Annotated in this window: 20 protein-coding genes; 15 read left to right on the top strand and 5 right to left on the bottom strand. The window is 69.7% G+C overall.

The window, feature by feature from the left end; translation table 11 throughout:
• Positions 1 to 92 precede the first annotated feature (92 nt).
• From V8688_RS00285 to V8688_RS00305, 5 genes are all read left to right on the top strand, one after another.
• The gene (locus V8688_RS00285) at positions 93 to 2,471 is read left to right on the top strand and encodes a heavy metal translocating P-type ATPase (protein WP_342799857.1); all 2,379 of its coding nucleotides are present in this window, start codon (positions 93 to 95) and stop codon (positions 2,469 to 2,471) included.
• 47 nt (positions 2,472 to 2,518) lie between these two features.
• Positions 2,519 to 3,217 (top strand): dienelactone hydrolase family protein, encoded by a 699-nt coding sequence (locus V8688_RS00290; RefSeq protein ID WP_218720208.1) that lies wholly within the window; start codon positions 2,519 to 2,521, stop codon positions 3,215 to 3,217.
• Between the two features lie 84 nt (positions 3,218 to 3,301).
• The gene (locus V8688_RS00295; RefSeq protein WP_342799858.1) at positions 3,302 to 4,087 is read left to right on the top strand and encodes a universal stress protein; all 786 of its coding nucleotides are present in this window, start codon (positions 3,302 to 3,304) and stop codon (positions 4,085 to 4,087) included.
• 115 nt (positions 4,088 to 4,202) lie between these two features.
• Complete coding sequence (locus tag V8688_RS00300) at positions 4,203 to 5,621, top strand: hypothetical protein (RefSeq protein WP_218720206.1); 1,419 nt, start codon at positions 4,203 to 4,205, stop codon at positions 5,619 to 5,621.
• A gap of 1 nt (position 5,622) precedes the next feature.
• Positions 5,623 to 6,465 (top strand): Abi-alpha family protein, encoded by an 843-nt coding sequence (locus V8688_RS00305; protein WP_218720205.1) that lies wholly within the window; start codon positions 5,623 to 5,625, stop codon positions 6,463 to 6,465.
• A 6-nt stretch (positions 6,466 to 6,471) separates the two neighbouring features.
• On the opposite strand, the gene V8688_RS00310 is transcribed toward V8688_RS00305, so the two are convergent.
• Positions 6,472 to 7,128 (bottom strand): enoyl-CoA hydratase-related protein, encoded by a 657-nt coding sequence (locus V8688_RS00310; RefSeq protein WP_218720204.1) that lies wholly within the window; start codon positions 7,126 to 7,128, stop codon positions 6,472 to 6,474.
• A 14-nt stretch (positions 7,129 to 7,142) separates the two neighbouring features.
• Positions 7,143 to 7,751 (bottom strand): TetR family transcriptional regulator, encoded by a 609-nt coding sequence (locus tag V8688_RS00315; RefSeq protein WP_316574823.1) that lies wholly within the window; start codon positions 7,749 to 7,751, stop codon positions 7,143 to 7,145.
• 214 nt (positions 7,752 to 7,965) lie between these two features.
• Here V8688_RS00315 and V8688_RS00320 point away from each other — a divergent pair, with 214 nt between their 5' ends.
• Entirely contained in the window at positions 7,966 to 8,532 is a 567-nt protein-coding gene (locus V8688_RS00320) for a TetR/AcrR family transcriptional regulator (protein WP_218720202.1), read from the top strand.
• Here V8688_RS00320 and V8688_RS00325 read toward each other — a convergent pair.
• Together V8688_RS00325 and V8688_RS00330 are read right to left on the bottom strand one after the other, a co-directional pair.
• Positions 8,508 to 10,373 carry a Na+/H+ antiporter gene (locus tag V8688_RS00325; protein WP_316574822.1) on the bottom strand — a complete coding sequence of 622 codons (1,866 nt, stop codon included), beginning with the start codon at positions 10,371 to 10,373 and terminating at the stop codon, positions 8,508 to 8,510. The genes V8688_RS00320 and V8688_RS00325 overlap by 25 nt on opposite strands.
• A gap of 48 nt (positions 10,374 to 10,421) precedes the next feature.
• Positions 10,422 to 11,150: a histidine phosphatase family protein gene (locus tag V8688_RS00330; RefSeq protein ID WP_342799859.1), complete on the bottom strand. Its 729-nt coding sequence runs from the start codon at positions 11,148 to 11,150 to the stop codon at positions 10,422 to 10,424.
• Positions 11,151 to 11,323: 173 nt separating this feature from the next.
• On the opposite strand from V8688_RS00330, the gene V8688_RS00335 reads away from it, so the two are divergent.
• Positions 11,324 to 12,037, top strand: coding sequence for a DsbA family oxidoreductase (locus V8688_RS00335; RefSeq protein WP_342799860.1), 714 nt, complete (start codon positions 11,324 to 11,326; stop codon positions 12,035 to 12,037).
• A gap of 4 nt (positions 12,038 to 12,041) precedes the next feature.
• Here V8688_RS00335 and V8688_RS00340 read toward each other — a convergent pair whose 3' ends face one another.
• Positions 12,042 to 13,091 (bottom strand): glucose 1-dehydrogenase, encoded by a 1,050-nt coding sequence (locus tag V8688_RS00340; protein WP_218720198.1) that lies wholly within the window; start codon positions 13,089 to 13,091, stop codon positions 12,042 to 12,044.
• A gap of 213 nt (positions 13,092 to 13,304) precedes the next feature.
• On the opposite strand from V8688_RS00340, the gene V8688_RS00345 reads away from it, so the two are divergent.
• The 8 genes from V8688_RS00345 (at position 13,305) to V8688_RS00380 (ending at position 20,118) form a co-directional block, all read left to right on the top strand.
• Complete coding sequence (locus V8688_RS00345; protein ID WP_342799861.1) at positions 13,305 to 14,345, top strand: NAD(P)-dependent alcohol dehydrogenase; 1,041 nt, start codon at positions 13,305 to 13,307, stop codon at positions 14,343 to 14,345.
• Positions 14,346 to 14,416: 71 nt separating this feature from the next.
• Positions 14,417 to 15,202, top strand: a complete 786-nt coding sequence (locus tag V8688_RS00350) for an N-acetylmuramoyl-L-alanine amidase-like domain-containing protein (protein ID WP_218720196.1) — start codon at positions 14,417 to 14,419, stop codon at positions 15,200 to 15,202.
• A gap of 28 nt (positions 15,203 to 15,230) precedes the next feature.
• Positions 15,231 to 15,788 (top strand): isochorismatase family protein, encoded by a 558-nt coding sequence (locus V8688_RS00355; RefSeq protein WP_342799862.1) that lies wholly within the window; start codon positions 15,231 to 15,233, stop codon positions 15,786 to 15,788.
• Between the two features lie 17 nt (positions 15,789 to 15,805).
• Entirely contained in the window at positions 15,806 to 16,351 is a 546-nt protein-coding gene (locus tag V8688_RS00360) for a class I SAM-dependent methyltransferase (RefSeq protein WP_342799863.1), read from the top strand.
• Positions 16,352 to 16,360: 9 nt separating this feature from the next.
• Positions 16,361 to 16,801 (top strand): MerR family transcriptional regulator, encoded by a 441-nt coding sequence (locus tag V8688_RS00365; protein WP_342799864.1) that lies wholly within the window; start codon positions 16,361 to 16,363, stop codon positions 16,799 to 16,801.
• A gap of 13 nt (positions 16,802 to 16,814) precedes the next feature.
• Positions 16,815 to 17,255, top strand: a complete 441-nt coding sequence (locus tag V8688_RS00370; protein ID WP_218720192.1) for an AraC family transcriptional regulator — start codon at positions 16,815 to 16,817, stop codon at positions 17,253 to 17,255.
• A 10-nt stretch (positions 17,256 to 17,265) separates the two neighbouring features.
• Positions 17,266 to 17,676, top strand: a complete 411-nt coding sequence (locus V8688_RS00375; RefSeq protein ID WP_218720191.1) for a VOC family protein — start codon at positions 17,266 to 17,268, stop codon at positions 17,674 to 17,676.
• A gap of 57 nt (positions 17,677 to 17,733) precedes the next feature.
• On the top strand, positions 17,734 to 20,118 hold the full coding sequence (locus V8688_RS00380) for an excinuclease ABC subunit UvrA (RefSeq protein WP_218720190.1): 2,385 nt from the start codon (positions 17,734 to 17,736) through the stop codon (positions 20,116 to 20,118).
• The last annotated feature ends 270 nt before the right edge of the window (positions 20,119 to 20,388 follow it).

The raw sequence follows: 20,388 nt of genomic DNA on the forward strand, positions 1-20,388 counted from the left end.
GGTCGTCTCGTGACCCGCACCGGGTACTGTCGCCGGCAAGTGAGGCGCGGCGCGCTGTCGCGTCGTGCGCTCGACCGGCGACAGGAGCGGCGATGCCTGACACGCACCACCCCGTCACCGCCTCGGCGACCACGGTCCTGCACGTCGGCGGCCTGCATCGCGCCGGCTCCCGGCAGACCCTGGCCGCCGCGCTGCGACATCGGCCCGGAGTTCTCGCGGTCGAGGCCAACCCGCTCACGCAGACCGCCACCGTCACCTACGACCCGGGTGTGACCTCGGTCACCGATCTGCGCACCTGGATCCGCGACTGCGGCTACCACTGCGCGGGCCGCTCGGTGCCCACCCACCTCTGCGATCCGGCGAGCGAACCCTCCGCCGTGGAGCACACCCCGGCGGCCACCACCCCACCCGGCGGCCGTACCGCCGACCACGACACGGCGATGGCAGGCCACCATCACGGCGGCGACGCGGCCATGTCCATGGACGACATGGCCCGCGACATGCGCAACCGCTTCCTGGTCGCGCTGGTCTTCTCCACCCTGGTCATGCTGTGGTCGCCGATGGCCACCCACATGCTGGGTCTGCACCTGGCGGTCCCGTTCGGCCTGCGCGCCGACGTGTGGATGCTGATCCTGAGCCTGCCGGTGATCTGCTACTCGTCGACGATCTTCTTCACGGGCGCGTGGCAGGCGCTGCGGGCGCACACCCTCGACATGATGGTGCTGGTCTCGGTCGGCATCGGCACCGGCTGGCTGTATTCGCTGTACGTGACGCTCACCGGCGGCGGCGAGGTGTTCTACGAGGCCTCCACCATGCTGGCGACATTCGTGTTGCTCGGGCACTGGTTCGAGATGCGAGCGCGCGGCGGCGCCAACGACGCGGTCTCCACGCTGCTGGACCTGTCGCCGCCGAAAGCGGTGGTGCTGCGCGACGGGAGCGAGGTCGAGATCCCCACCGCCGACGTCGCTGTCGGTGACGTGCTGCTGGTGCGCCCCGGTGCCAAGATCGCCGTCGACGGCACCGTGCTCGACGGATCCAGCGAGGTCGACGAATCCATGGTCACCGGCGAGAGCCTGCCGGTGCACAAGGAACCCGGTTCGCCGGTCATCGGCGCGACCATCAACACCACCGGCAGTCTGCGGGTGCGGGCCACCAAAGTCGGCTCCGACACCGCGCTCGCCCAGATCATCGACCTAGTCCAGCAGGCGCAGAATTCGAAGGCGCCGGGTCAACGGCTCGCCGACCGGGCGGCGTTCTGGCTGACCCTGGTGGCGTTGATCGGCAGTGTGACCACGCTGGCGGTGTGGCTGCTCGCCGGTGCCTCGCTGAGCCGGGCGCTGTTGTTCGCGATCACCGTGGTCGTCGTGACCTGCCCCGACGCACTGGGCCTGGCGACACCGACGGCGATCCTGGTCGGCACCGGGCTCGGCGCGAAACGCGGTGTGCTGTTCAAGAACGCGACGGCGCTCGAGGACGCGGCCCGCATCGACGTGGTGGTGATGGACAAGACGGGCACCCTCACCAAGGGAACACCGGAGGTCACCGACGTGGTGCCCGCACCCGGCGTCGACACCGATCGGATGCTCGCGGTGGCCGCGGCGGTGGAACGCGAGTCCGAGCATCCGCTGGCCGAGGCGATCGTCGAGTACGCGAAAGACCAGGGCGCCCTGGCACTGTCGGCGACCGAGTTCCGGAATGTGCCGGGGCGCGGGGCGATCGCCACCGTCGACGGTCACCGCGTCGTCGTCGGCAATCGCGGGCTGCTCGACCGGGAACACATCGCCCTGGGCGAGCTGGCGACCCGGCGCGAGGACCTGGCGGCCTCGGGCCACACCGCCGTCCTGGTCGCCGTCGACGGCGCCGCGGTCGCGGTCATCGCCCTCGCCGACGCCCCGCGGCCCACCTCCGTCGCCGCGGTCGCCGCCCTGCACGAGCTCGGCGTGGACGTGGTCATGCTGACCGGCGACAACCAGGCGACCGCCCAGCGCATCGCCACCGACCTCGGCATCGACACCGTGATCGCCGACGTCCTGCCCGGCGACAAGGCCGACCGGATCGCCGAGCTGCAGCGGGCGGGCAAGAAGGTCGCGATGGTCGGCGACGGCGTCAACGACGCGCCCGCCCTCGCGCGGGCCGATCTGGGCATCGCCATCGGCGCGGGCACCGACGTGGCCATTCAGACCGCCGACGTCGTGCTCATGCGCTCGGACCCGTTCACCGTGTCGACCGCGCTGCGCATCGGTCGCGGCACCGTTGGCAAGGAACACCAGAATCTGGCCTGGGCGATCGGCTACAACGGCATCGCGCTGCCCATCGCCGCCGGGGTGTTCGCCCCGTGGGGCCTGACCATGCGCCCCGAGATCGCGGCTATGGCCATGTCGGGATCGAGCTTGATCGTCGCCCTCAACGCGCTGCACCTCAAACGCCTGCCGCTGCCCGACTCGCCGGACGGGCGACGCACCGCCGGGTAACCGGCCGACTGGCCGCGAACCGCGGGCCGAACGCCTACATTCGAACGATGGAATCGATCGAGATCGATACTCCCACCGGCCGAATCGACGCGCTGATCGCGCGCCCGCAGGGCGAAGGCCCGTGGCCGGGCGTGGTCGTCCTCCACGACGCCCTCGGCATCAACGCCGACCTGCGCCACCAGCTCGACATCGTCGCCGACGCGGGCTACCTGGCGATCGCGCCGAATCTGTTCGCGCGCGGCCGGGTCCGCTGCATCCAGCAGGCGTTCCGCGCGGTCGCGTTCACCGGGAAGGGGCCCGCGGTGGGGGAGATCCTCGCCGCCCGCGACCGGCTCGCCGAAGACCCCGACTGCACCGGCCGGATCGCCGTGCTCGGCTTCTGCCTGGGCGGTGGTTTCGCACTGCTCACCGCGCCCCAGGGGTTCCACGCCTCGGCACCGTTCTACGGCAGCCTCTACGGCGACTACCGGACCCTGCTCGACGGCGCGTGCCCGGTGGTTGCCAGCTACGGACGACTCGATCCGGCGCTGCCGGGTGCCGCGCACAAGCTCGAGACGGCGCTGACGGCGGGCGGAGTCGACCACGACATCAAGACCTATCCGAACGCCACCCACAGCTTCGCCAATGTCCTGCCGGGAAACGCGGTGCTCGAACGCATCGGCATCGGCTACGACGCGGCCGCCACCGACGACGCCTGGCAGCGCATCTTCGCCTTCTTCGACCGGCACCTGCGCACCGGCGCGTGAGCCGCGCACCACGGTTGCCGGGAGTGTGCGGCGTTTATACTGTGGCCAAGCGCAGCTGACCTGCCGTCGATCGGAGAGCGTCACATGGGGTACCAGCGCATCGTGGTGGGGACCAACGGCTCGGAGTCCGGACAGACGGCGGTCGTCGTCGCGGGGGAACTGGCGGTCAAGCTCGGTGTCGGGGTCACCGTCGTGAGCGTCTGGAAGGAAGCCACGCTGAAGGCGGGGACCGATGCCGCCTGGGCCGCGGAGATCACCGCGGCGGCGGCCGCCTTTCTCGTCGAGGCGGGGGTGACCGAGGTGCGCCGCAGGGAACTGCCCGGCACGGCGGGCGCGGTCCTGCTCGAGGTCGCCGCCGCCGAACCCGGCACGCTGCTGGTCGTCGGCGGTGGTGGGCTGGGCAGTTCGAAGGCGCGCCTGCTCGGGTCGACCGCCAATCACGTGTCCCACCACAGCGAATCCGATGTGGTGTTCACCCACAAGATCCCGAAGCGGTGGACCACGGTCGGGCTCACCACCGACGGGTCGGCGAGCTCGATCACCGCGGTGCGCCGTGGCTACGAGGTCGCCGTCGCGCTCGGCGCGCGCCCGTTCCTGGTGACCGCCGCCAAGACCGACGACGACGGCGCCGTCACCCTGATCGAGGTGGAGGGCCAGGTCCACGTCGAGGATCCGGAGCTGTTCGGTCACGACGTCCTCACCGGAGTCCCCGCGGCCGAGGCGATCTGCAACGCGGCCTGGAAGTACGACCTCGTCGTGATCGGCAATCGCGGAATGAGCGGTCCCGCACGGCTGTTGGGCTCGGTCGCCAACAAGGTCACCCACGACATCGACACCAACCTGCTGCTGGTCAACACCACCCACGCCTGATTTCGAGTTTGCTCCGGTTTAGCGGGTAACCGCGAAAGCTGCCCGAAACCACCTGGTCGGTCACTTATGATGACCCGAACGCGCGAGGTTCGGAACACGACGGAGTGGACGCCGGATGAATGCTGGGATCGAAGCGGCGGGCTTCTTCGGCCTGCTCGACTGGGAGAAGACGACCGGCCTGAGCAAGTTCTGGGTCGACATGATCAGCATTCCGATCTTCAGCGCGATGGCCGGTCTGATCACCAACTGGACGGGCGTGATCATGCTGTTCGCGCCGGTGCGGTTCACCGGGTTCTATGTGCCGGGACTGAAGACGATCTTCCCACTGCTGCCGCGCAAGGTGCAGATCCTGCCGACCTTCGCCCCCGGCGGCATCCTCGGCTTCCAGGGTTTCATCCCGGCTCGCGCCGAGAAGATGGCGAGCCTGATGGTCGACAACGCCGTCGCCAAGATCGGTACGGCCAAGGACTTCTTCGATCAGATGGATCCGCGCAAGATCTCCGCGCAGGTCGCCCAGGTGGCGCTGCCGAACGTGCGGTCGATGGTCGACTCGATCATGGACACCGAGCATCCGCAGCTGTGGGCCGACATGCCGCCGCGCGCACGCGAAGTCGTGTACTCGCGGGTGGAGGCGGAACTGCCGGCGATCACCGACCGTGCCTTCGACTTCATCGGTGCCAACATCGATCAGCTGCTCGATGTGAAGCTGATGGTCGTGGGCTATCTGCGGCGGCGCCCGGAACTGCTCAAGGACGTCATCTACGGGCTGGGCGCACCGGAGCTGCGGTTCATGACCCGCAGCGGGGTGATCGGGTTCCCGTTCGGCGTCGTCGTCGCGCTGTGGTTGTCGCTGCTGCACTACAGCACCCCACACGGTGACACCCCGGCGCTGATCTCGCTGCCCGGCTGGCTCTACGACATCCTCCATTTCCTGCCCGCGTGGGCGTGGGTGCTCCTCGGCGGCGCCGTGGTGGGCGTGCTGGTCAACATCATCGCCATCAAGGTGGTCTTCGAGCCGGCCACCCCGCAACCGCGCTACAAATATCCGTGGCGTGTCGCGAAATTCGCCAAACGCCAGCATCAGGCCGCGGCCGACCTGGGACACGCGATCGGGTATCAGATCGTCACCCTCGACGTCGTCGCCGAACAGCTCCTCGACGGGCCCAGCGGTGACAAGACCCGCGCGGTCATCGCGCACTTCCTCAAAGCCGAGATCGACCGGGTGCTCGGGCCGCTGCGCTCGGTGACCCGGCTGGCGGTGGGGCCGCGGCAGTTCGACGCCATCCAGGCCACCGCGGGCGCGAGCCTGGCGACGGAGATGAAGCCGTGGCTGGTCGACGACGTCGAGTTCTCGCAGACCACCGCCGCCAGCGTGGATCGCCTCGCCACCGAGAAACTGCGCGAACTGCCGCCGGAGGAGTTCGTCGAAATGCTCTACACCGCCATCGAACAGGACGCGTGGCTGCTCTACGCGCACGGCGGCGCGCTCGGTGTGATCGTCGGGGCCCTGCACCTACTGGTCTTCGGAGTGTGAGATGGACGAGCGCGAGAACCTCCCCGAACCGACGCCCGAGCCCGGGATCCCCACCGACCTGGTCGGGTTGGCGCGCATCGCGGGACTGTCGTTGCGCCACATCGTCGGCGCGGTCACCAGGGGAGCGCTGCACACCGCCACCGATCTCGCCGACGACATCCGTGCCGGCGAGCCGATGTCGCAGATCATCGACGAACGGATCGACTCGCTGCGCAAGATCGCGCTGAGCGCGCTCGGTCTCACCAGCACCGCCGCCGGCGTGTACGGGCACGTCGAATCCGGTGTCGGCGCCGAGGATCTCAAGGCCATGGGCGACGCGATGATCACCGAGGGCTGGGATTCGGCGCAGCAGCCCCGCGACCTGCATCCCTCGTTCGTGCCGATCCTGCACGACCTGACCCCCGACGAAGCCCGCATCCTGCGGTTCCTGGCCGTCGCCGGTCCGCAACCGGCGATCGACATCCGCACCAAGGCGCCGTTCGGGATCGGCTCGCAGCGCCTGGCCGACGGCATCAACATGATCGCCTCCATGGCCGGGTGCGCGCTGCCCGAACGCGATCACCACTATCTGGGCAATCTCAGCAGGCTGGGGTTGGTGCGGTTCTCCACCGAACCGGTCGCCGACTTCCGCCGGTACGCGTTCCTGGAAGCCCAGCCCAGCGCGCAGGCCGCCTACAAGTCGGTGAAGATGCGGGCGATCAGCTCCTACCGCAGCATCTACCTGACGGTGTTCGGCAAGCAGTTCTGCGACGCGTGCTTCGTGCTCGGCGACTACACCGGGGGCGGCTGGGCCAGCGACGATCGCGGTGACGTCTATCTGGGCAAGGGCCCCCGGCTGCCGTGAACCGCGTCAGTCCTTGCCGCGCAACGCGTCCAGCACGCCGGCGAACATCACCGATTTGATCGCGGTCAGCGTCGGCTGGTCCTTGCCGCCGAACGGGGCGACGGTCGCCAGGGCGGTGTCGAGGACCTCGTGCTCACCGACGGCCGCGTCGACCAGGTCGTAGGCCAGCGCGTCGGTGCCGCCGAAGCGGCGCCCGGTGGTCATGGCGGCGATCGCGGTCCTGGGCGGGACCTTGGCCTGGATCAGCGCGGCCATGCCGTTGGTGAACGGGATGCGGATGTCGGCCTCGGGGAAGCAGAAGAAGCCGCGATCGGCGCGCATGACGCGGTAGTCGTGGGCGACGGCGAGCATGGCACCCGCCCCGAAGGCATGGCCGCCGATGGCGGCGGCGGTCGGCATCGGCAGGGTGAGCATCCGACCGAACAGGGTGTGCACGGCTTCGACGTATTCGGCGGCGCGATCGCCGTTGGCCGACAACCAGTCCAGGTCAAGCCCGTTGGAGTAGATCTTGCCGGTCGCGGTGGTCACCAGCGCCGCGGCGCCCTCGGTGACGACAGTGTCGAGATGGGCGTGGACCTCGGTGATGAAGTCGGGGGAGAAGCGGTTCTCCCCGTCGCCGAGGTCGAGGATCGCGATCGCGTCGTGGTGGCGCAGGGTGGGCATGGAGGGGGTTCCTTTCAGCGGGGGCCGAGTTCGAGCACGGCACGGACAGCGGCGCGCAGGTGTCTGCGGGCCACGGGATCGGTGAGCCGGTCACGCCGCAGCAGCAGCGCGGTCGGCAGGTCGACCAGGCAGGTGGTGACGGTGGCGACGCCGCGCCGGTCGGCGCGGCCCCACAGTGCTCGCGCGACCCGTGACAGCGCGGTCAGCAGCGCCTTCTCGGTGTCGGCGATCTCGCGGGCCAGCTCGGCGGGCAGGTCGCCGTCGAGGAGTTCGGCCCGGTCGACGAGCAGCAGCAGCCGGGCCGAGTCGGGGTGGACGTCGGCCAGGCGGGCCGGTGTCTCGGCGGCGTCGACGACCGCGTCGATCCGCGCGCCCGGGTCGGTGGCCGCGACGGCGCGGTCGATGTCGGTGGCCTGCAGCGCCAGGAAGCGGCGAGCGGCGCGTAACCAGGTGCGCGCCAGCACTTCCTGGCGAGAACCGAAGGTGTGGTACAGCGCGCCGTTGGACACACCGGTCGCGGCAGCGACGGCGCGCACGGTCACCGCGGCGGAACCGGCGCGCGCGGCGAGGTTCTCGGCGGCGTCCAGCACGGTCTCCGGGTCGTGAGTTCGCGGTCTCGGCATGAACAATAGTTTACAGAGCGTCTGCTCTGTTATTCCATTCGGGTGCACTTGTCACCTGGTAGTGCACGGATTTTGTTCCAGCGCTTGGTATTTCGATCTCATTTTCGACGATTCCGCCACAGCATAGACTTCGTTACGCTCGCGCGAGCCCTCGTTACGATCGGGTACTGTTCGCATTCTTCGGTCCTGTCCGCACGAACAGATCGGCATCGCGATGTCCCGAGTCGTCACCAAGGAGCAGTACTTCGACACCGCCGTGGCGGTGCTCGCCGAGTTCGGCTTCAAAGGTCTCAACATCGGTGTGCTGTGCCGTCGCCTCGGTGTCACCAGCGGCTCGTTCTACCACCACTTCGGATCGTGGCAGGGATTCGTCGACACCCTGCTCGAGCACTGGGAGAACCGGCAGATGATCGAGCTACGCGCGCTCGATGTCGGCCACGGCGATCCCGACGCCGATGTGCGCGCCATGTCGGCGCTGGCCGGCGGCCTCGAACACGGCGCCGAGGCGGCGCTGCGCGCCTGGGCGGCCAACGACGAGTCGGTCCACGTGACGGTCAAGCGCGTCGACGAATCCCGCCGCCGCACCGTGCATCGCGTGATCGACAGTGTCGTCGGCGACCCGGCCACCGCCACGGTGGTCACCGAATTCGGCATGGCGATGCTGATCGGCTACCAGCAACTCGCCGCCACCGGCGAACCCACCGAACTCGACCAGCTGCTCGCCGAGTACGCGCGGCTGATCTACTCGCACCGGCCTCAGCCGAGCAACTCGTCGACGTAGCACCAGCGCCATACCTCGCCGGGCTCGACGCTGCGCATCACCGGATGCGCCGAGGACTGGAAATGCGCGCTCGCGTGGTTGCCCAGCGACGACTCGCAGCAGGCGATGTTGCCGCAGTCGGTGCACATCCGCAGATGCACCCAGCGCAGACCTTCGGCGACGCACTCCCGGCACACCAGGTCACCGACCGGCTCCCGCAGCAGCGGCGCGTGTTCGAGATGGGTACAGCCGTCGGCGGGCGCGGCCCCGGACAGCGGTTCGGTGCCCGGCTCCTCGTCGGCCTCGTCGAAGCGGTCGATCATCGATTCCTCGAGATCCAGGCGCGCGAGAACATGCTGCAGCACTTCGTAATCCACCGAACCGGCGTCGCGGACGGCCAGCACCGCGTCGCGTTCGGCGGCCAGCATCGCCAGCCGTAGCCGCCGGTACTCCGCCGTGGGCGTCACCAGTTCGGCCTCGGGCCTGCCCAGACGTTCCCACGCCGCGTTGGTGCGCCAGATCAGCCGCTGCCGCAGCGATTCGATCACCGGTTCCGGGGTGTTCGGGCCGATCCGCTTGTCCAGCTCGGCCAGCCCCGCACTCGACGCCTGTTGCAGCAGATCGGCTTTGGCGAGCGCGTCCTCGGCGCGGCTGGGCCCCCGCAGCCGCAGCAGGCGCACCAGCCACGGCAGGGATGTGCCCTGCACCAGCAGAGTGCCGCCCACGACCACCAGCGCCAGCAGTTCCAGCACCGGCAGCTGCGGGGTCGATTCGGGCAGCAGCAGCACCGCGGCCAGGGTCACCACCCCGCGCATGCCCGCCCAGGACACCACCGCGGCGTGGCTCAGCGGCTCGGTCGCGCGCCCGAACAACCGCGCCACCAGCACCGGCGTGAACACCCAGAGCGGACGAGCCAGCATCACCGCGGCCAGCACCGCCACCGCCGCGATCAGCAGCGTGCGACGGTCGAGACCGCTGTGCCAGGCAGCCTCGACGATCCAGCGCACCTGCAGGCCGATGATCAGGAAGACCGCGCTCTCCAGGATGAACTGGATGGTCCGCCAATTCGTCGACTCGGCGACGCGCGAGGCCGCGCCCTGCCAGCGTTGCGCGCCGTGGCCGAGGATCATCCCGCACGTCACCACCGCGATCACGCCCGAGGCGTGGAAGTGTTCGGCGGGCAGATACGCCACGAACGGCGCGAGCAGCGACACCGAGGTGTCGAGTACGGGGTCCGTGATCCGCTTGCGCAGCAGCACCAGTGCCGCCGCGACGATCCCGCCGACCACACCGCCACCGACGGCGGCGAGCAGGAAGTCCCCGCCGATCTGCCACACCGTCACCGCGCCCGCCATCGCGGCGATCGCGCCGCGCAGCGACACCAGCGCCGTCGCGTCGTTGAACAGCGATTCGTCCTCGAGGACGGTCACGATGCTGCGCGGCATGCCGGTGCGGCGGGCGATCGCCGTGGCGGCCACGGCGTCCGGGGGCGCGACCACCGCGCCGAGCGCGACCGCGGCCGCGAACGGGATCGGCAGCAGCCACCAGGCCACCAGCGCCACCGCGAACGTACTGAACAGCACCAACCCGACCGACAGCGATGCGATGGTGCGCAAATTGTCCTTGAAGTCGACCAGCGAGGTCCGCAGCGCCGCGGTGTAGAGCAGCGGCGGCAGCAGCCCCAGCAGCACCACCTCGGGCTCGAGATGCACCTGCGGCACCATCGGCAGATAGGACGCGGCGACGCCGGCGACCGTCAGCACGAGGGGTTCGGACACCCCGAACCGCCGCGCCAGCGCCGCGAGCGCGGTCGCCGAGCCGACGAGTACCACCAGACCGATCGCCACATGCACGACCAGCATTCTTCCATCGCGGCCACACCGGCGACGGCCGCGGCGCCACGGCCGGACTCAGCCGACCTGCTCGGCACCCCCGAGATGGGCGACCTCGCCCCACACCCGCAGGCTCAGCCGAGTGCCCTCCCGGCGCCACTGCGACACCGACGCGTTCGGGACCGGCTCGAGGGTGTCCGGCACCGGGGTACCCATGCCCTCGAGGATGTAGCGCATCGACATCACCACCGCGTCGTGGGTGACCACCAGCACCTGCTCACCCGCCGCGACCACGTCCAGCTCGTCGAGAAAACTGCGCACCCGCAAGGCGACATCGGCCAGCGACTCGCCACCGGGCGGCCGGTAGACCCAGTCGCCGACCCGGGCGCGCCGGGCCGCTTCCTCGGGGGAGCGGCGCCGGATCGCCTTGTGCGGATGCAGTTCGAACACTCCCATCTCGCGATCGCGCAGCCGCTCGTCGACCAGGGTGCGGATGGGGCGCAGATGCCGATTGCGCGTGACGGCGGCCTCGGCCATCACCGCCCAGGTGAGCCGGGTCCGCAGATAGGGGGAGCAGACCACCAGGTCGGGCCGCTGCACACCGGCCAGACCGGCCAGCCACTCGCCCAGGCACTGCGCTTGCCAGTGCCCCAGCTCGGTCAGCTCGACTTCGGCGTCGGTGCCGCGCATCGGACGCAATTCGGTCGCCGGGTCGGCGTACCAGGCGTTGGCCACGCTCTGGGCGTGCCGCACGGCCCACAGTCCTGCCAGCGCGCGCGGCACCGTCAATCCTTCGGGCACCTGCACCCACCCCCTCCGCTGTTCGAACCCCATCGATGTCCTTCGTGCTCGTCCTGTCGTGCCCGGACGCGCCAGGGAATAGCGGCTTCGTCGCCGACGTTGCACCCCGAGAATTTGAACGCCTGTCCAGATATTTTCGGCGGATCGCCGCCGGATTTCGTGTGCCGGAGGAGGCCCGCTTGACCACCAGAGTAGAGATCTGGACCGACATCAACTGCCCGTTCTGCTACCTCGGGAAGGCGCGCTTCGAGCAGGCGCTGGCCGAGTTCGACCATCGCGACGACGTCGAGGTCGTGCACCGGTCCTTCGAACTCGATCCCGCCCTGCCCGCCGATGAGACCGGACCGGTGATCCCGCGCATCGCCGCCAAGTACGGCATCAGCGTCGACCAGGCCGCCGCCAACGAGCGCAACATCGGCGCCCAGGCCGCCCAGCTCGGCCTGCCCTACCAGACCTCCGGTCGCGACTACGGCAACAGCTTCGACATGCACCGGCTGCTGCACTTCGCCCTCGACCAGGGCAAGCAGGACGCGCTGCTCGACGCCCTGTACGCCGCCAACTTCGCCGAAGCCGAGCCGGTCTTCGCCGACACCGAGCGCCTCGTCACCCTTGCGGTCCGCGCCGGCCTCGCCGAGACGGCCGTGCGCGAGATCCTGGCCGACCCACGGGCCTACGCCGACGCCGTCCGCCAAGACGAACGCGAAGCCGCCCAGCTCGGCGCCACCGGCGTGCCGTTCTTCGTCTTCGACAACAAGTACGCCGTCTCCGGCGCCCAGCCCACCGAGGTCTTCACCCAGGCCCTGACCACTGCTTGGAACGACCGTCCGGCACCGCTGGTGCCGGCCACCGACGCCGACGGCGACACCTGCGGCCCGGACGGCTGCGCGATCTGACGGACTACAGGTCGATGACGACCTTGATATCGGTGTGATCACCCGGATCGAACGCCTCGAGCGCGCGCTCCAACGGCAGCCGCCGGGTGATCAACCGGGCCAGCCACGCCGGATCGGCCTTCGCCAGCGACTCCGCGGCCAGCTGGTAGTGGTGCCGGTTGGCGTTGACCGAACCGAACACGACGGCGTTGTCGAGCACGATATTGCGGTTGAGCGCACCCACGTCGACCGGGGAATCCTTGCCCGCCGCCGTCACCCCGGTCAGGCAGACGATCGAGCCCGGAGTGTTGAGCTGCATCAACTGCAAAGTGACCGCCGCCGCGCCCGTCGCCTCGATCACCACGTCCGGATTGATCTTCTCGGCGACCTCACCGGCGGGCCCGGTATGGAACGTGCCCCCGAGATCGGCCACCAGACCGGGTTTCGGCCCGTCGGTCGATCGGTCGAGCACATGCACATCCAGCCCCCGCTGCGCGCCGAGCATCGCCGCCAACAGGCCGATCGGCCCCGCGCCGGTGACCATCACCGTCTTCGGTTCGAACCAGGCCCGGTTGTTGATCCGCTCGATCTGATCCCACGCCTTGGCCACCACCGTCGTCGGCTCCATCAGTACCCCGACCTCGGCCAGCGACGGATCCAGCTTCACCGTGTAGTCGGCGTCGACGACCCACGCGGTGGAGCCGTACCCGTCGATCTGCTTGATCCCGCGTTCCACGTACTGGCCGTTGCGGCACATGTCGAATTCCCCACGCGCACACGCCCCGCACGGTTGCGGGTCCGGCCTGCGCACGATCCCGACGACGAGATCGCCCGGCGCGAAATCACTTCCGGCCGGCGCGGTCCGTACCTTGCCCAGCGACTCGTGTCCGAGGATCAGCCGTTCCCGACCCGGCGGCGCCCATCCGTACACTCCCGACGCGATTTCGCGATCGGTGCCGCAGATGCCCAGCGAAACCCCGTCCACCAGCAACTCGTTCGGCCCGGCCACCGGATCCGGCACATCCTGCACGCTCAGCGAACCGGGCTGATCTGGAACAACGGTCAAAGCACGCATGTCGCTTTCCCTTCCGCCGCACCGGGCGATGCTGTCGACAAACTTGCACGAGCAACTCGTTCGCGAACCCGCGGAGAATACGCACCACCTGCGCCAACGGTACGGGAAGCGGTTCATCTCCCGCAGTAGCGCGATGATCGCGAATCGCTTGCAATCTCCCCGGACCTGCTGCGACGATCGACGAGAGCAGCCCCGTCGACGTGGGAGGTCACCGTGCGAGCCGTGCAGTACCGAACCCCGGGCGCAGCCCCCGAAGTCGTCACCGTGCCCGACCCCGAACCCGGGCCAGGCCAGATCCTGCTGAAAGTCGCCGCCGCCGGGGTGTGCCACTCCGACATCGCCGTCATGAGCCTGCCCGCCGACCACCTCGGCTTCCCGCTGCCACTGACCCTCGGCCACGAAGGCGCGGGCACCGTCGCCGCGGTCGGCGCCGGCGTGGAAGGTGTCGAGATCGGCGCCATGATGGCGGTGTACGGGCCGTGGGGATGCGGACGGTGCCGCATGTGCACCCGCGGCGCCGAGAACTACTGCCTGCGCGCCGCGGAACTCGGCATCTTCCCGCCCGGCCTCGGTGCCCCCGGCGCGATGGCCGAGTACCTGATCATCGACGACGCCCGCCACCTCGTGCCGATGGGCGAGCTCGATCCCGTCCAGAACGTCTCGCTCACCGACGCCGGACTCACCCCCTACCACGCGATCACGTTGTCGCTGCCCAAGCTCGTGCCCGGCAGCACCACCGTCGTCATCGGCGCCGGCGGCCTCGGCCACGTCGCCATCCAGCTACTGCGGGCCATGACCGCCACCCGCGTCATCGCCCTCGATGTCTCCGAGGACCGGCTCGACCTCGCCCGCCGGGTCGGCGCCCACGACACCGTCCTGTCCGACGCCTCGGCCGCCGAGAAGATCCGCGCCCTCACCGACGGCGAAGGCGCCCAGGTCGTCCTCGACTTCGTCGGGGCGCCGGCCACGACCGCCACCGCCGCCGCCGCGGCGGGCATCGCCGCCGACATCACCGTCGTCGGGCTCGGGGGCGGTACGGTCGCCGTCGGCTTCGGCTCCCCGCCCTACGAGACGACCGTGCGCTCACCGTATTGGGGCACCCGCACCGAACTCATCGAAGTCCTCGAGATCGCCCGCCGTGGCGAGGTGTCGGTCCACGTGGAGACCTTCACCCTCGACGAAGCCCCGCTGGCCTATGAGCGCCTGCACGCGGGACAGATCACCGGACGCGCGGTCATCGTTCCCGACGCCTGAGACGACGACACCGGGTCGGCTACGGTGGAGACCGCTCGCACCGATCGACCGTTTGGCTGCTGGGAGGCGTCTTGCGCATCATCGTCCGGATCCTGCTCGTGCTCGCCGCCCTGGTCTGCGCCGCCGCGCCCGCCCTGGCCACCCCGGCCATCGACGACACCACCGGCCGCAAGATCGACGAACTGCTCGCCGTGCGCGCCGAAGCGGGCGCGATCAGCCGAGCCGAGCTGCTCGCCCGGCTCTCCGGCCACCTGCTCGGCACCCCCTACGGCCCGAACATGCTCATCGGATCGGCCACCGAGCCCGAACAACTCGTCATCGACCTGCGCCGCGTCGACTGCTTCACCTACCTCGACTATCTCGACGCCGCGTCCCGCTCGGCCGATCGCGACCAGTTCGTCGCCAACCTCGTCGCCACCCGCTACGTCGACAGCCGCGTCGAGTTCACCCAGCGCAAGCACTTCTTCACCGACTGGGCGAGCACCGGGCGCATCGCCGCCACCGATATCACCGCCGGTCTGAGTCCCGCCGCGGTCACCGTCACCAAGCACCTCAATGCCACCGCCGACGGCGGCACCTACCTGCCGGGCCTGCCCGTCGTCGACCGCGCGATCACCCACATTCCCGCGGCCGCCGTCGACGGGGCAGTGATGGCCGCACTGCGCACCGGTGACTTCGTCGGCGCCTACACCCCCGACGCCGGCCTCGACGTCACCCACGTCGGCATCATCGTCCAGACCGCCGACGGCCCGATGTTCCGCAACGCCTCCTCGCTGGCCGCCTACCAGGTCGTCGACACCCCGCTGGCCGACTACGTCCGGACCACGCCGGGCATCGTCGTCCTGCGTCCGCTCTGAACACCCCACCGTCACCGAGGAATCCGCCGTGACCACGCTGCCCGACCGCCCCGGCACCGCCCTGCTCGTCGTCGACGTCCAGAACGGCGTCGTCGAAGCGGCGATCCGCCGCGACGAGGTGGTCGCCAACATCGCCGCACTCGTCGACCGGGCTCGCACCGCCTCGGTGCCGGTGATCTGGATCCAGCACTCCGCCGAAGATCTGGTCACCGGGACCGAGGCCTGGCGGTACGTCCCCGAACTGACCCGCCGCGACGACGAACCCCTCGTCCCCAAGCGCTACGGCGACTCCTTCGAGGACACGCCCCTCGAAGCGCTGCTCGCCGCGGCCGGTGCCGGGCACCTCGTCGTCACCGGCGCCGAGTCCGACGCGTGCGTCCGCTCCACCATCCACGGCGCGTTCGTGCGCGGCTACGACGTCACCCTCGTCGCCGACGCCCACACCACCTTCGACAAGACCCCCTGGGGCGCACCGCAACCCGCCGAGGTCATCGCCCACACCAACCTCTACTGGCAGTACCAGCGGGCGCCCGGGCGCACCGCCGCCGTCCGCCCGACCGCGGAGCTTGACTTCAGGTCGACCTGAACCGGCACGGTGGTCCCATGACCACCTTCGACCACGCCCGCAGCCTCGGCTACGACCGCCGCGCCACCCGCCTGCTCGGCAGCCTCTACCGGCGCATCGCCACCGACATCGACGCCGCCACCACACCCGGCGCCACCGTCGCCGACATCGGCACCGGCCCGGGAAAGCTGCTGTCCTGCTTGGCGACCCGACGCCCCGACCTGCGCCTGCACGGCATCGACCTGTCCCCACACATGATCGAGATCGCCCGCCGGCACCTGTCCGCTCACACCGTCGAGCTGGCCGTCGCCGACGTCACCGATCTCCCGTATCCCGACACGAGCATCGACCTCGCCGTGTCTAGCCTGAGCATGCACGAATGGCCCGACCTCGACCCGGCCGCCCACGAACTGCACCGCATCCTGCGCCCCGGCGCCACCCTCGCCGTCTACGACTTCCGATTCGCCCGCACCGCGGCCGTCCAGGACTCGCTGCGCGCACGATTCGGCACCGTCGAGTCCACCGCGATCCGCCTGCCCTGGCATCCCGTCGCCGTCGTCACCCGCTACCTCGCCACCGCCTAGGCTCGACGGATGACGGGCGAGCACACCACGATCGGCACAGCCGCGGCCCGGTTCGGACTCGCCACCCACGTCCTCCGGCACTGGGAGGACCGCGGGCTGCTCACCCCGGGCCGCGACTCGGCGGGCCGACGCCGCTACCGCGAAACAGACCTCGACACCATCGCCATGATCGTCCTGGGCAAGAAGGCCGGACTGTCCCTGGACGACCTGGCCCTCCTGTTCACCCAGGCACCCGACCGGGCCACCCGCAGGCAGGTACTGCACGCCCACCGGGCCCGCCTCGCCGACCAGCTGGCCCGCACCCGCGCCGCCCTCGACGCCGTCACCCACGTCCTCGACTGCGACGCCGAGGACTTCCGCACCTGCCCGCACTTCCGCGACCAGGTCGCCGCCGTCCGATCGCCGAGGGCGGCGCACCCGGCCCTGCTGGGCAACCCTGCCCCGACATGAGACGATCGCGCATGTGACCAGCACGCCGGAGCGGCCCCAGCACCTGCGGGACCTGGCCCTGCTGCGCCGGGTCCGCGACCGCATCGACCGCGAATACGCGCAACCGCTCGATGTCGAGGCGCTCGCGCGCGGCGTGCACATGTCCGCCGGGCACCTCAGCCGCCAGTTCCGCCTCGCCTACGGCGAATCGCCCTACTCGTACCTGATGACCCGCCGCATCGAACGCGCCATGGCCTTGCTGCGCCGCGGCGACCTGAGCGTCACCGAGGTCTGCTTCGCCGTCGGATCGTCGTCACTGGGCACCTTCAGCACCCGCTTCACCGAACTCGTCGGCGTCCCGCCGAGCGTCTACCGGCAGGAGGCGCTGGCGACCCAGGGCATGCCGTCGTGCGTGGTCAAGAAGGTGACCAGACCGATCAGGAATCGAGAAGCGCCGGTCTCCCGCGACAATTAGCGTGGTCGCCATGAACATCACCATTCACCAGAGCTACCTGCCCCAGGACGACCCCGACGCCGCCCTCGCCTTCTACCGCGACGCGCTCGGCTTCGAAGTCCGCAACGACGTCGGCTACAACGGCATGCGCTGGATCACCGTCGGCCCGGCGGACCAGCCCAGCACCTCCATCGTGCTGCACCCGCCCGCCGCCGACCCCGGCATCACCGACGAGGAACGCCGCGTCATCACCGAGATGATGGCCAAAGGCACCTACGCCGGCATCAACCTCGCCACCGACGACCTCGACGGCCTGTTCGAGAAGCTCCAAGCGGGCGACGTCGAAGTCGTACAGGAGCCCACCGATCAGCCCTACGGCATCCGCGACTGCGCCTTCCGCGATCCCGCGGGCAACATGGTCCGCATCCAGCAGACCAAGTAGGCACCCCCGCCGGTAGATTCGAGAAACCGGCGACGCCGACCGACCTGAGGGAGATCCATGAGCACGGCCAAGAAGTCCAGCACCGCGACCGTGGAGCCGGCCGACGCCCACGACCTGATCCGGGTGCACGGCGCCCGCGTGAACAACCTGCGCGACATCAGCGTCGAGATCCCCAAGCGCAGGCTCACGGTCTTCACCGGCGTCTCCGGCTCCGGCAAGAGCTCGCTCGTCTTCGGCACCATCGCCGCCGAATCCCAGCGCCTCATCAACGAGACCTACAGCGCCTTCGTGCAGGGCTTCATGCCCAGCCAGTCGCGCCCCGACGTCGACGTCCTCGAGGGCCTCACCACCGCCATCCTGGTCGACCAGTCCCGCCTCGGCGCCGACCCGCGCTCCACCGTCGGCACCGTCACCGACGCCAACGCCATGCTGCGCATCCTGTTCAGCCGCCTCGGCGACCCGCACATCGGCTCCTCGCAGGCCTTCTCCTTCAATGTCGCCTCGATCAGCGGCTCCGGCGCGGTCGCCGTGGAGAAGCACGGCGTCACCGTCAAGGAACGCCGCAGCTTCACCATCACCGGCGGCATGTGTCCCACCTGCGAGGGCAAGGGCACCGTCAACGACATCGACCTGACCCAGCTCTACGACGAGAACAAATCCCTCGACGAGGGCGCCCTCACCATCCCCGGCTACAGCATGGACGGCTGGATGGGCCGGATCTTCAAGGGCAGCGGCTTCTTCGACCCCGCCAAGCCGATCAAGAAGTACACCAAGAAGCAGCTCGCCGACCTGCTCTACAAGGAACCGACCAAGATCAAGGTCGACGGCATCAACCTCACCTACGAGGGCCTGATCCCCAAGATCCGCAAGTCCATGCTGTCCAAGGACGTCGAAGCACTGCAACCGCACGTGCGCGCCTTCGTCGAACGCGCCGTCACCTTCGGCACCTGCCCCGACTGCGACGGCACCCGCCTGTCCGCCGAAGCCCGCTCGTCCAAGATCGACGGCGTCAGCATCGCCGACGCCTGCGCGATGCAGATCACCGATCTCGCCGAATGGGTCAAGAGCATCGAAGACCCCTCGGTCGCCCCGCTGCTGGAATCGCTGCGCCAGACCCTCGACTCGTTCGTCGAGATCGGCCTCGGCTACCTGTCGCTGTCGCGGCCCTCGGGCACCCTCTCCGGCGGTGAAGCCCAGCGCGTCAAGATGATCCGGCACCTCGGCTCCTCGCTCACCGACGTCACCTACGTCTTCGACGAGCCCACCGCCGGCCTGCACCCGCACGACATCCAGCGCATGAACGACCTGCTGCTGCGCCTGCGCGACAAGGGCAACACCGTCCTGGTCGTCGAGCACAAGCCCGAGACCATCGCCATCGCCGACCACATCGTCGACCTCGGTCCCGCCGCGGGCTCCAAGGGCGGCACCATCTGCTTCGAAGGCAGCGTCGACGGCCTGCGCGCCAGCAAGACCGTCACCGGCCGCCATTTCGACGACCGGGCCGCCGTCAAGGACACAGTCCGCACCGCCACCGGCGCGTTGCAGATCCGCGGCGCGACGGCCAACAACCTGCGCGAGGTCGATGTCGACATCCCGCTCGGCGTACTGGTCGCGATCACCGGGGTCGCGGGTTCGGGCAAGAGCTCGCTCGTGCACGGCTCCATCCCGATCGACGAGGGCGTCATCTCCATCGACCAGGCACCCATCAAGGGCTCCCGGCGCAGCAACCCCGCCACCTACACCGGCCTGCTCGACCACATCCGCAAGGCCTTCGCCAAGGCCACCGGCGCCAAGCCTGCCCTGTTCAGTGCCAACTCCGAAGGCGCGTGCCCGAACTGCAACGGCGCCGGCGTCGTCTACACCGACCTGGCCATGATGGCCGGGGTGTCCACCGTGTGTGAGGTGTGCGAGGGCAAGCGGTTCATGGCCGAGGTGCTCGAGTACACCTTCGCGGGCAAGAACATCAGCGAGGTGCTGTCGATGCCCGTCGACGAGGCTCGCGAGTTCTTCGGCGAGGGGGAGGCCAAGACCCTCGCCGCCCACAAGATCCTCACCCACCTCACCGAGGTCGGCCTCGGCTACCTCACCATCGGCCAGCCGCTCACCACCCTGTCCGGCGGTGAACGACAGCGCCTGAAGCTCGCCACCCACATGTCCGACAAGGGCGGCGTCTACATCCTCGACGAGCCGACCACCGGCCTGCACCTGGCCGATGTCGAACAGCTGCTCGGCCTGCTGGACCGGCTCGTCGACGCGGGCAAGTCGGTCATCGTCGTCGAGCACCACCAGGCCGTGATGGCCCACTCCGACTGGATCATCGACCTGGGCCCCGGCGCCGGTCACGACGGTGGCCGGATCGTCTTCGAAGGCACGCCCGCCGATCTCGTCGCCGCCCGATCCACCCTCACCGGCGAGCACCTCGCCGACTACGTCGGCGCCTGATTCGCCCGAATCCTCCCTCAGGGCAACGGTCCTGGGGGAGGACCACCTCTTCGGCACCCCGTCCGATGTGACGTATCTCGCCGCCGCGCGCTCTGGTCCGCACCGTACCCACCGGCCTAGCCTGAGAGTCCGTTGCACGCGCGAAATCACCTGCACCAGAGGGATATTCGGTACCAATCGGACATTCCGATGGCCTTCGATGATGCGCCGATCTCCGCGTGCGCTCTGATCGTTGCGCCGCTGCGGACGCGCCGACTTCCCGGCACCGGA

It is taken from the genome of Nocardia sp. No.11 (assembly GCF_038752175.1).
GTDB classification, from domain to species: Bacteria; Actinomycetota; Actinomycetes; order Mycobacteriales; family Mycobacteriaceae; genus Nocardia; species Nocardia canadensis.

What these genes read in the sequence shown, in the direction of transcription:
- V8688_RS00295 (WP_342799858.1), top strand. Translation starts at nt 3,302, where the DNA reads ATGGGGTACCAGCGCATCGTGGTGGGGACCAACGGCTCGGAGTCCGGA.
- V8688_RS00320 (WP_218720202.1), top strand. Translation starts at nt 7,966, where the DNA reads ATGTCCCGAGTCGTCACCAAGGAGCAGTACTTCGACACCGCCGTGGCG.
- V8688_RS00375 (WP_218720191.1), top strand. Translation starts at nt 17,266, where the DNA reads ATGAACATCACCATTCACCAGAGCTACCTGCCCCAGGACGACCCCGAC.
- V8688_RS00360 (WP_342799863.1), top strand. Translation starts at nt 15,806, where the DNA reads ATGACCACCTTCGACCACGCCCGCAGCCTCGGCTACGACCGCCGCGCC.
- V8688_RS00365 (WP_342799864.1), top strand. Translation starts at nt 16,361, where the DNA reads ATGACGGGCGAGCACACCACGATCGGCACAGCCGCGGCCCGGTTCGGA.
- V8688_RS00300 (WP_218720206.1), top strand. Translation starts at nt 4,203, where the DNA reads ATGAATGCTGGGATCGAAGCGGCGGGCTTCTTCGGCCTGCTCGACTGG.
- V8688_RS00310 (WP_218720204.1), bottom strand. Translation starts at nt 7,128, where the DNA reads ATGCCCACCCTGCGCCACCACGACGCGATCGCGATCCTCGACCTCGGC.
- V8688_RS00285 (WP_342799857.1), top strand. Translation starts at nt 93, where the DNA reads ATGCCTGACACGCACCACCCCGTCACCGCCTCGGCGACCACGGTCCTG.
- V8688_RS00325 (WP_316574822.1), bottom strand. Translation starts at nt 10,373, where the DNA reads ATGCTGGTCGTGCATGTGGCGATCGGTCTGGTGGTACTCGTCGGCTCG.
- V8688_RS00340 (WP_218720198.1), bottom strand. Translation starts at nt 13,091, where the DNA reads ATGCGTGCTTTGACCGTTGTTCCAGATCAGCCCGGTTCGCTGAGCGTG.
- V8688_RS00305 (WP_218720205.1), top strand. Translation starts at nt 5,623, where the DNA reads ATGGACGAGCGCGAGAACCTCCCCGAACCGACGCCCGAGCCCGGGATC.
- V8688_RS00315 (WP_316574823.1), bottom strand. Translation starts at nt 7,751, where the DNA reads ATGCCGAGACCGCGAACTCACGACCCGGAGACCGTGCTGGACGCCGCC.
- V8688_RS00380 (WP_218720190.1), top strand. Translation starts at nt 17,734, where the DNA reads ATGAGCACGGCCAAGAAGTCCAGCACCGCGACCGTGGAGCCGGCCGAC.
- V8688_RS00290 (WP_218720208.1), top strand. Translation starts at nt 2,519, where the DNA reads ATGGAATCGATCGAGATCGATACTCCCACCGGCCGAATCGACGCGCTG.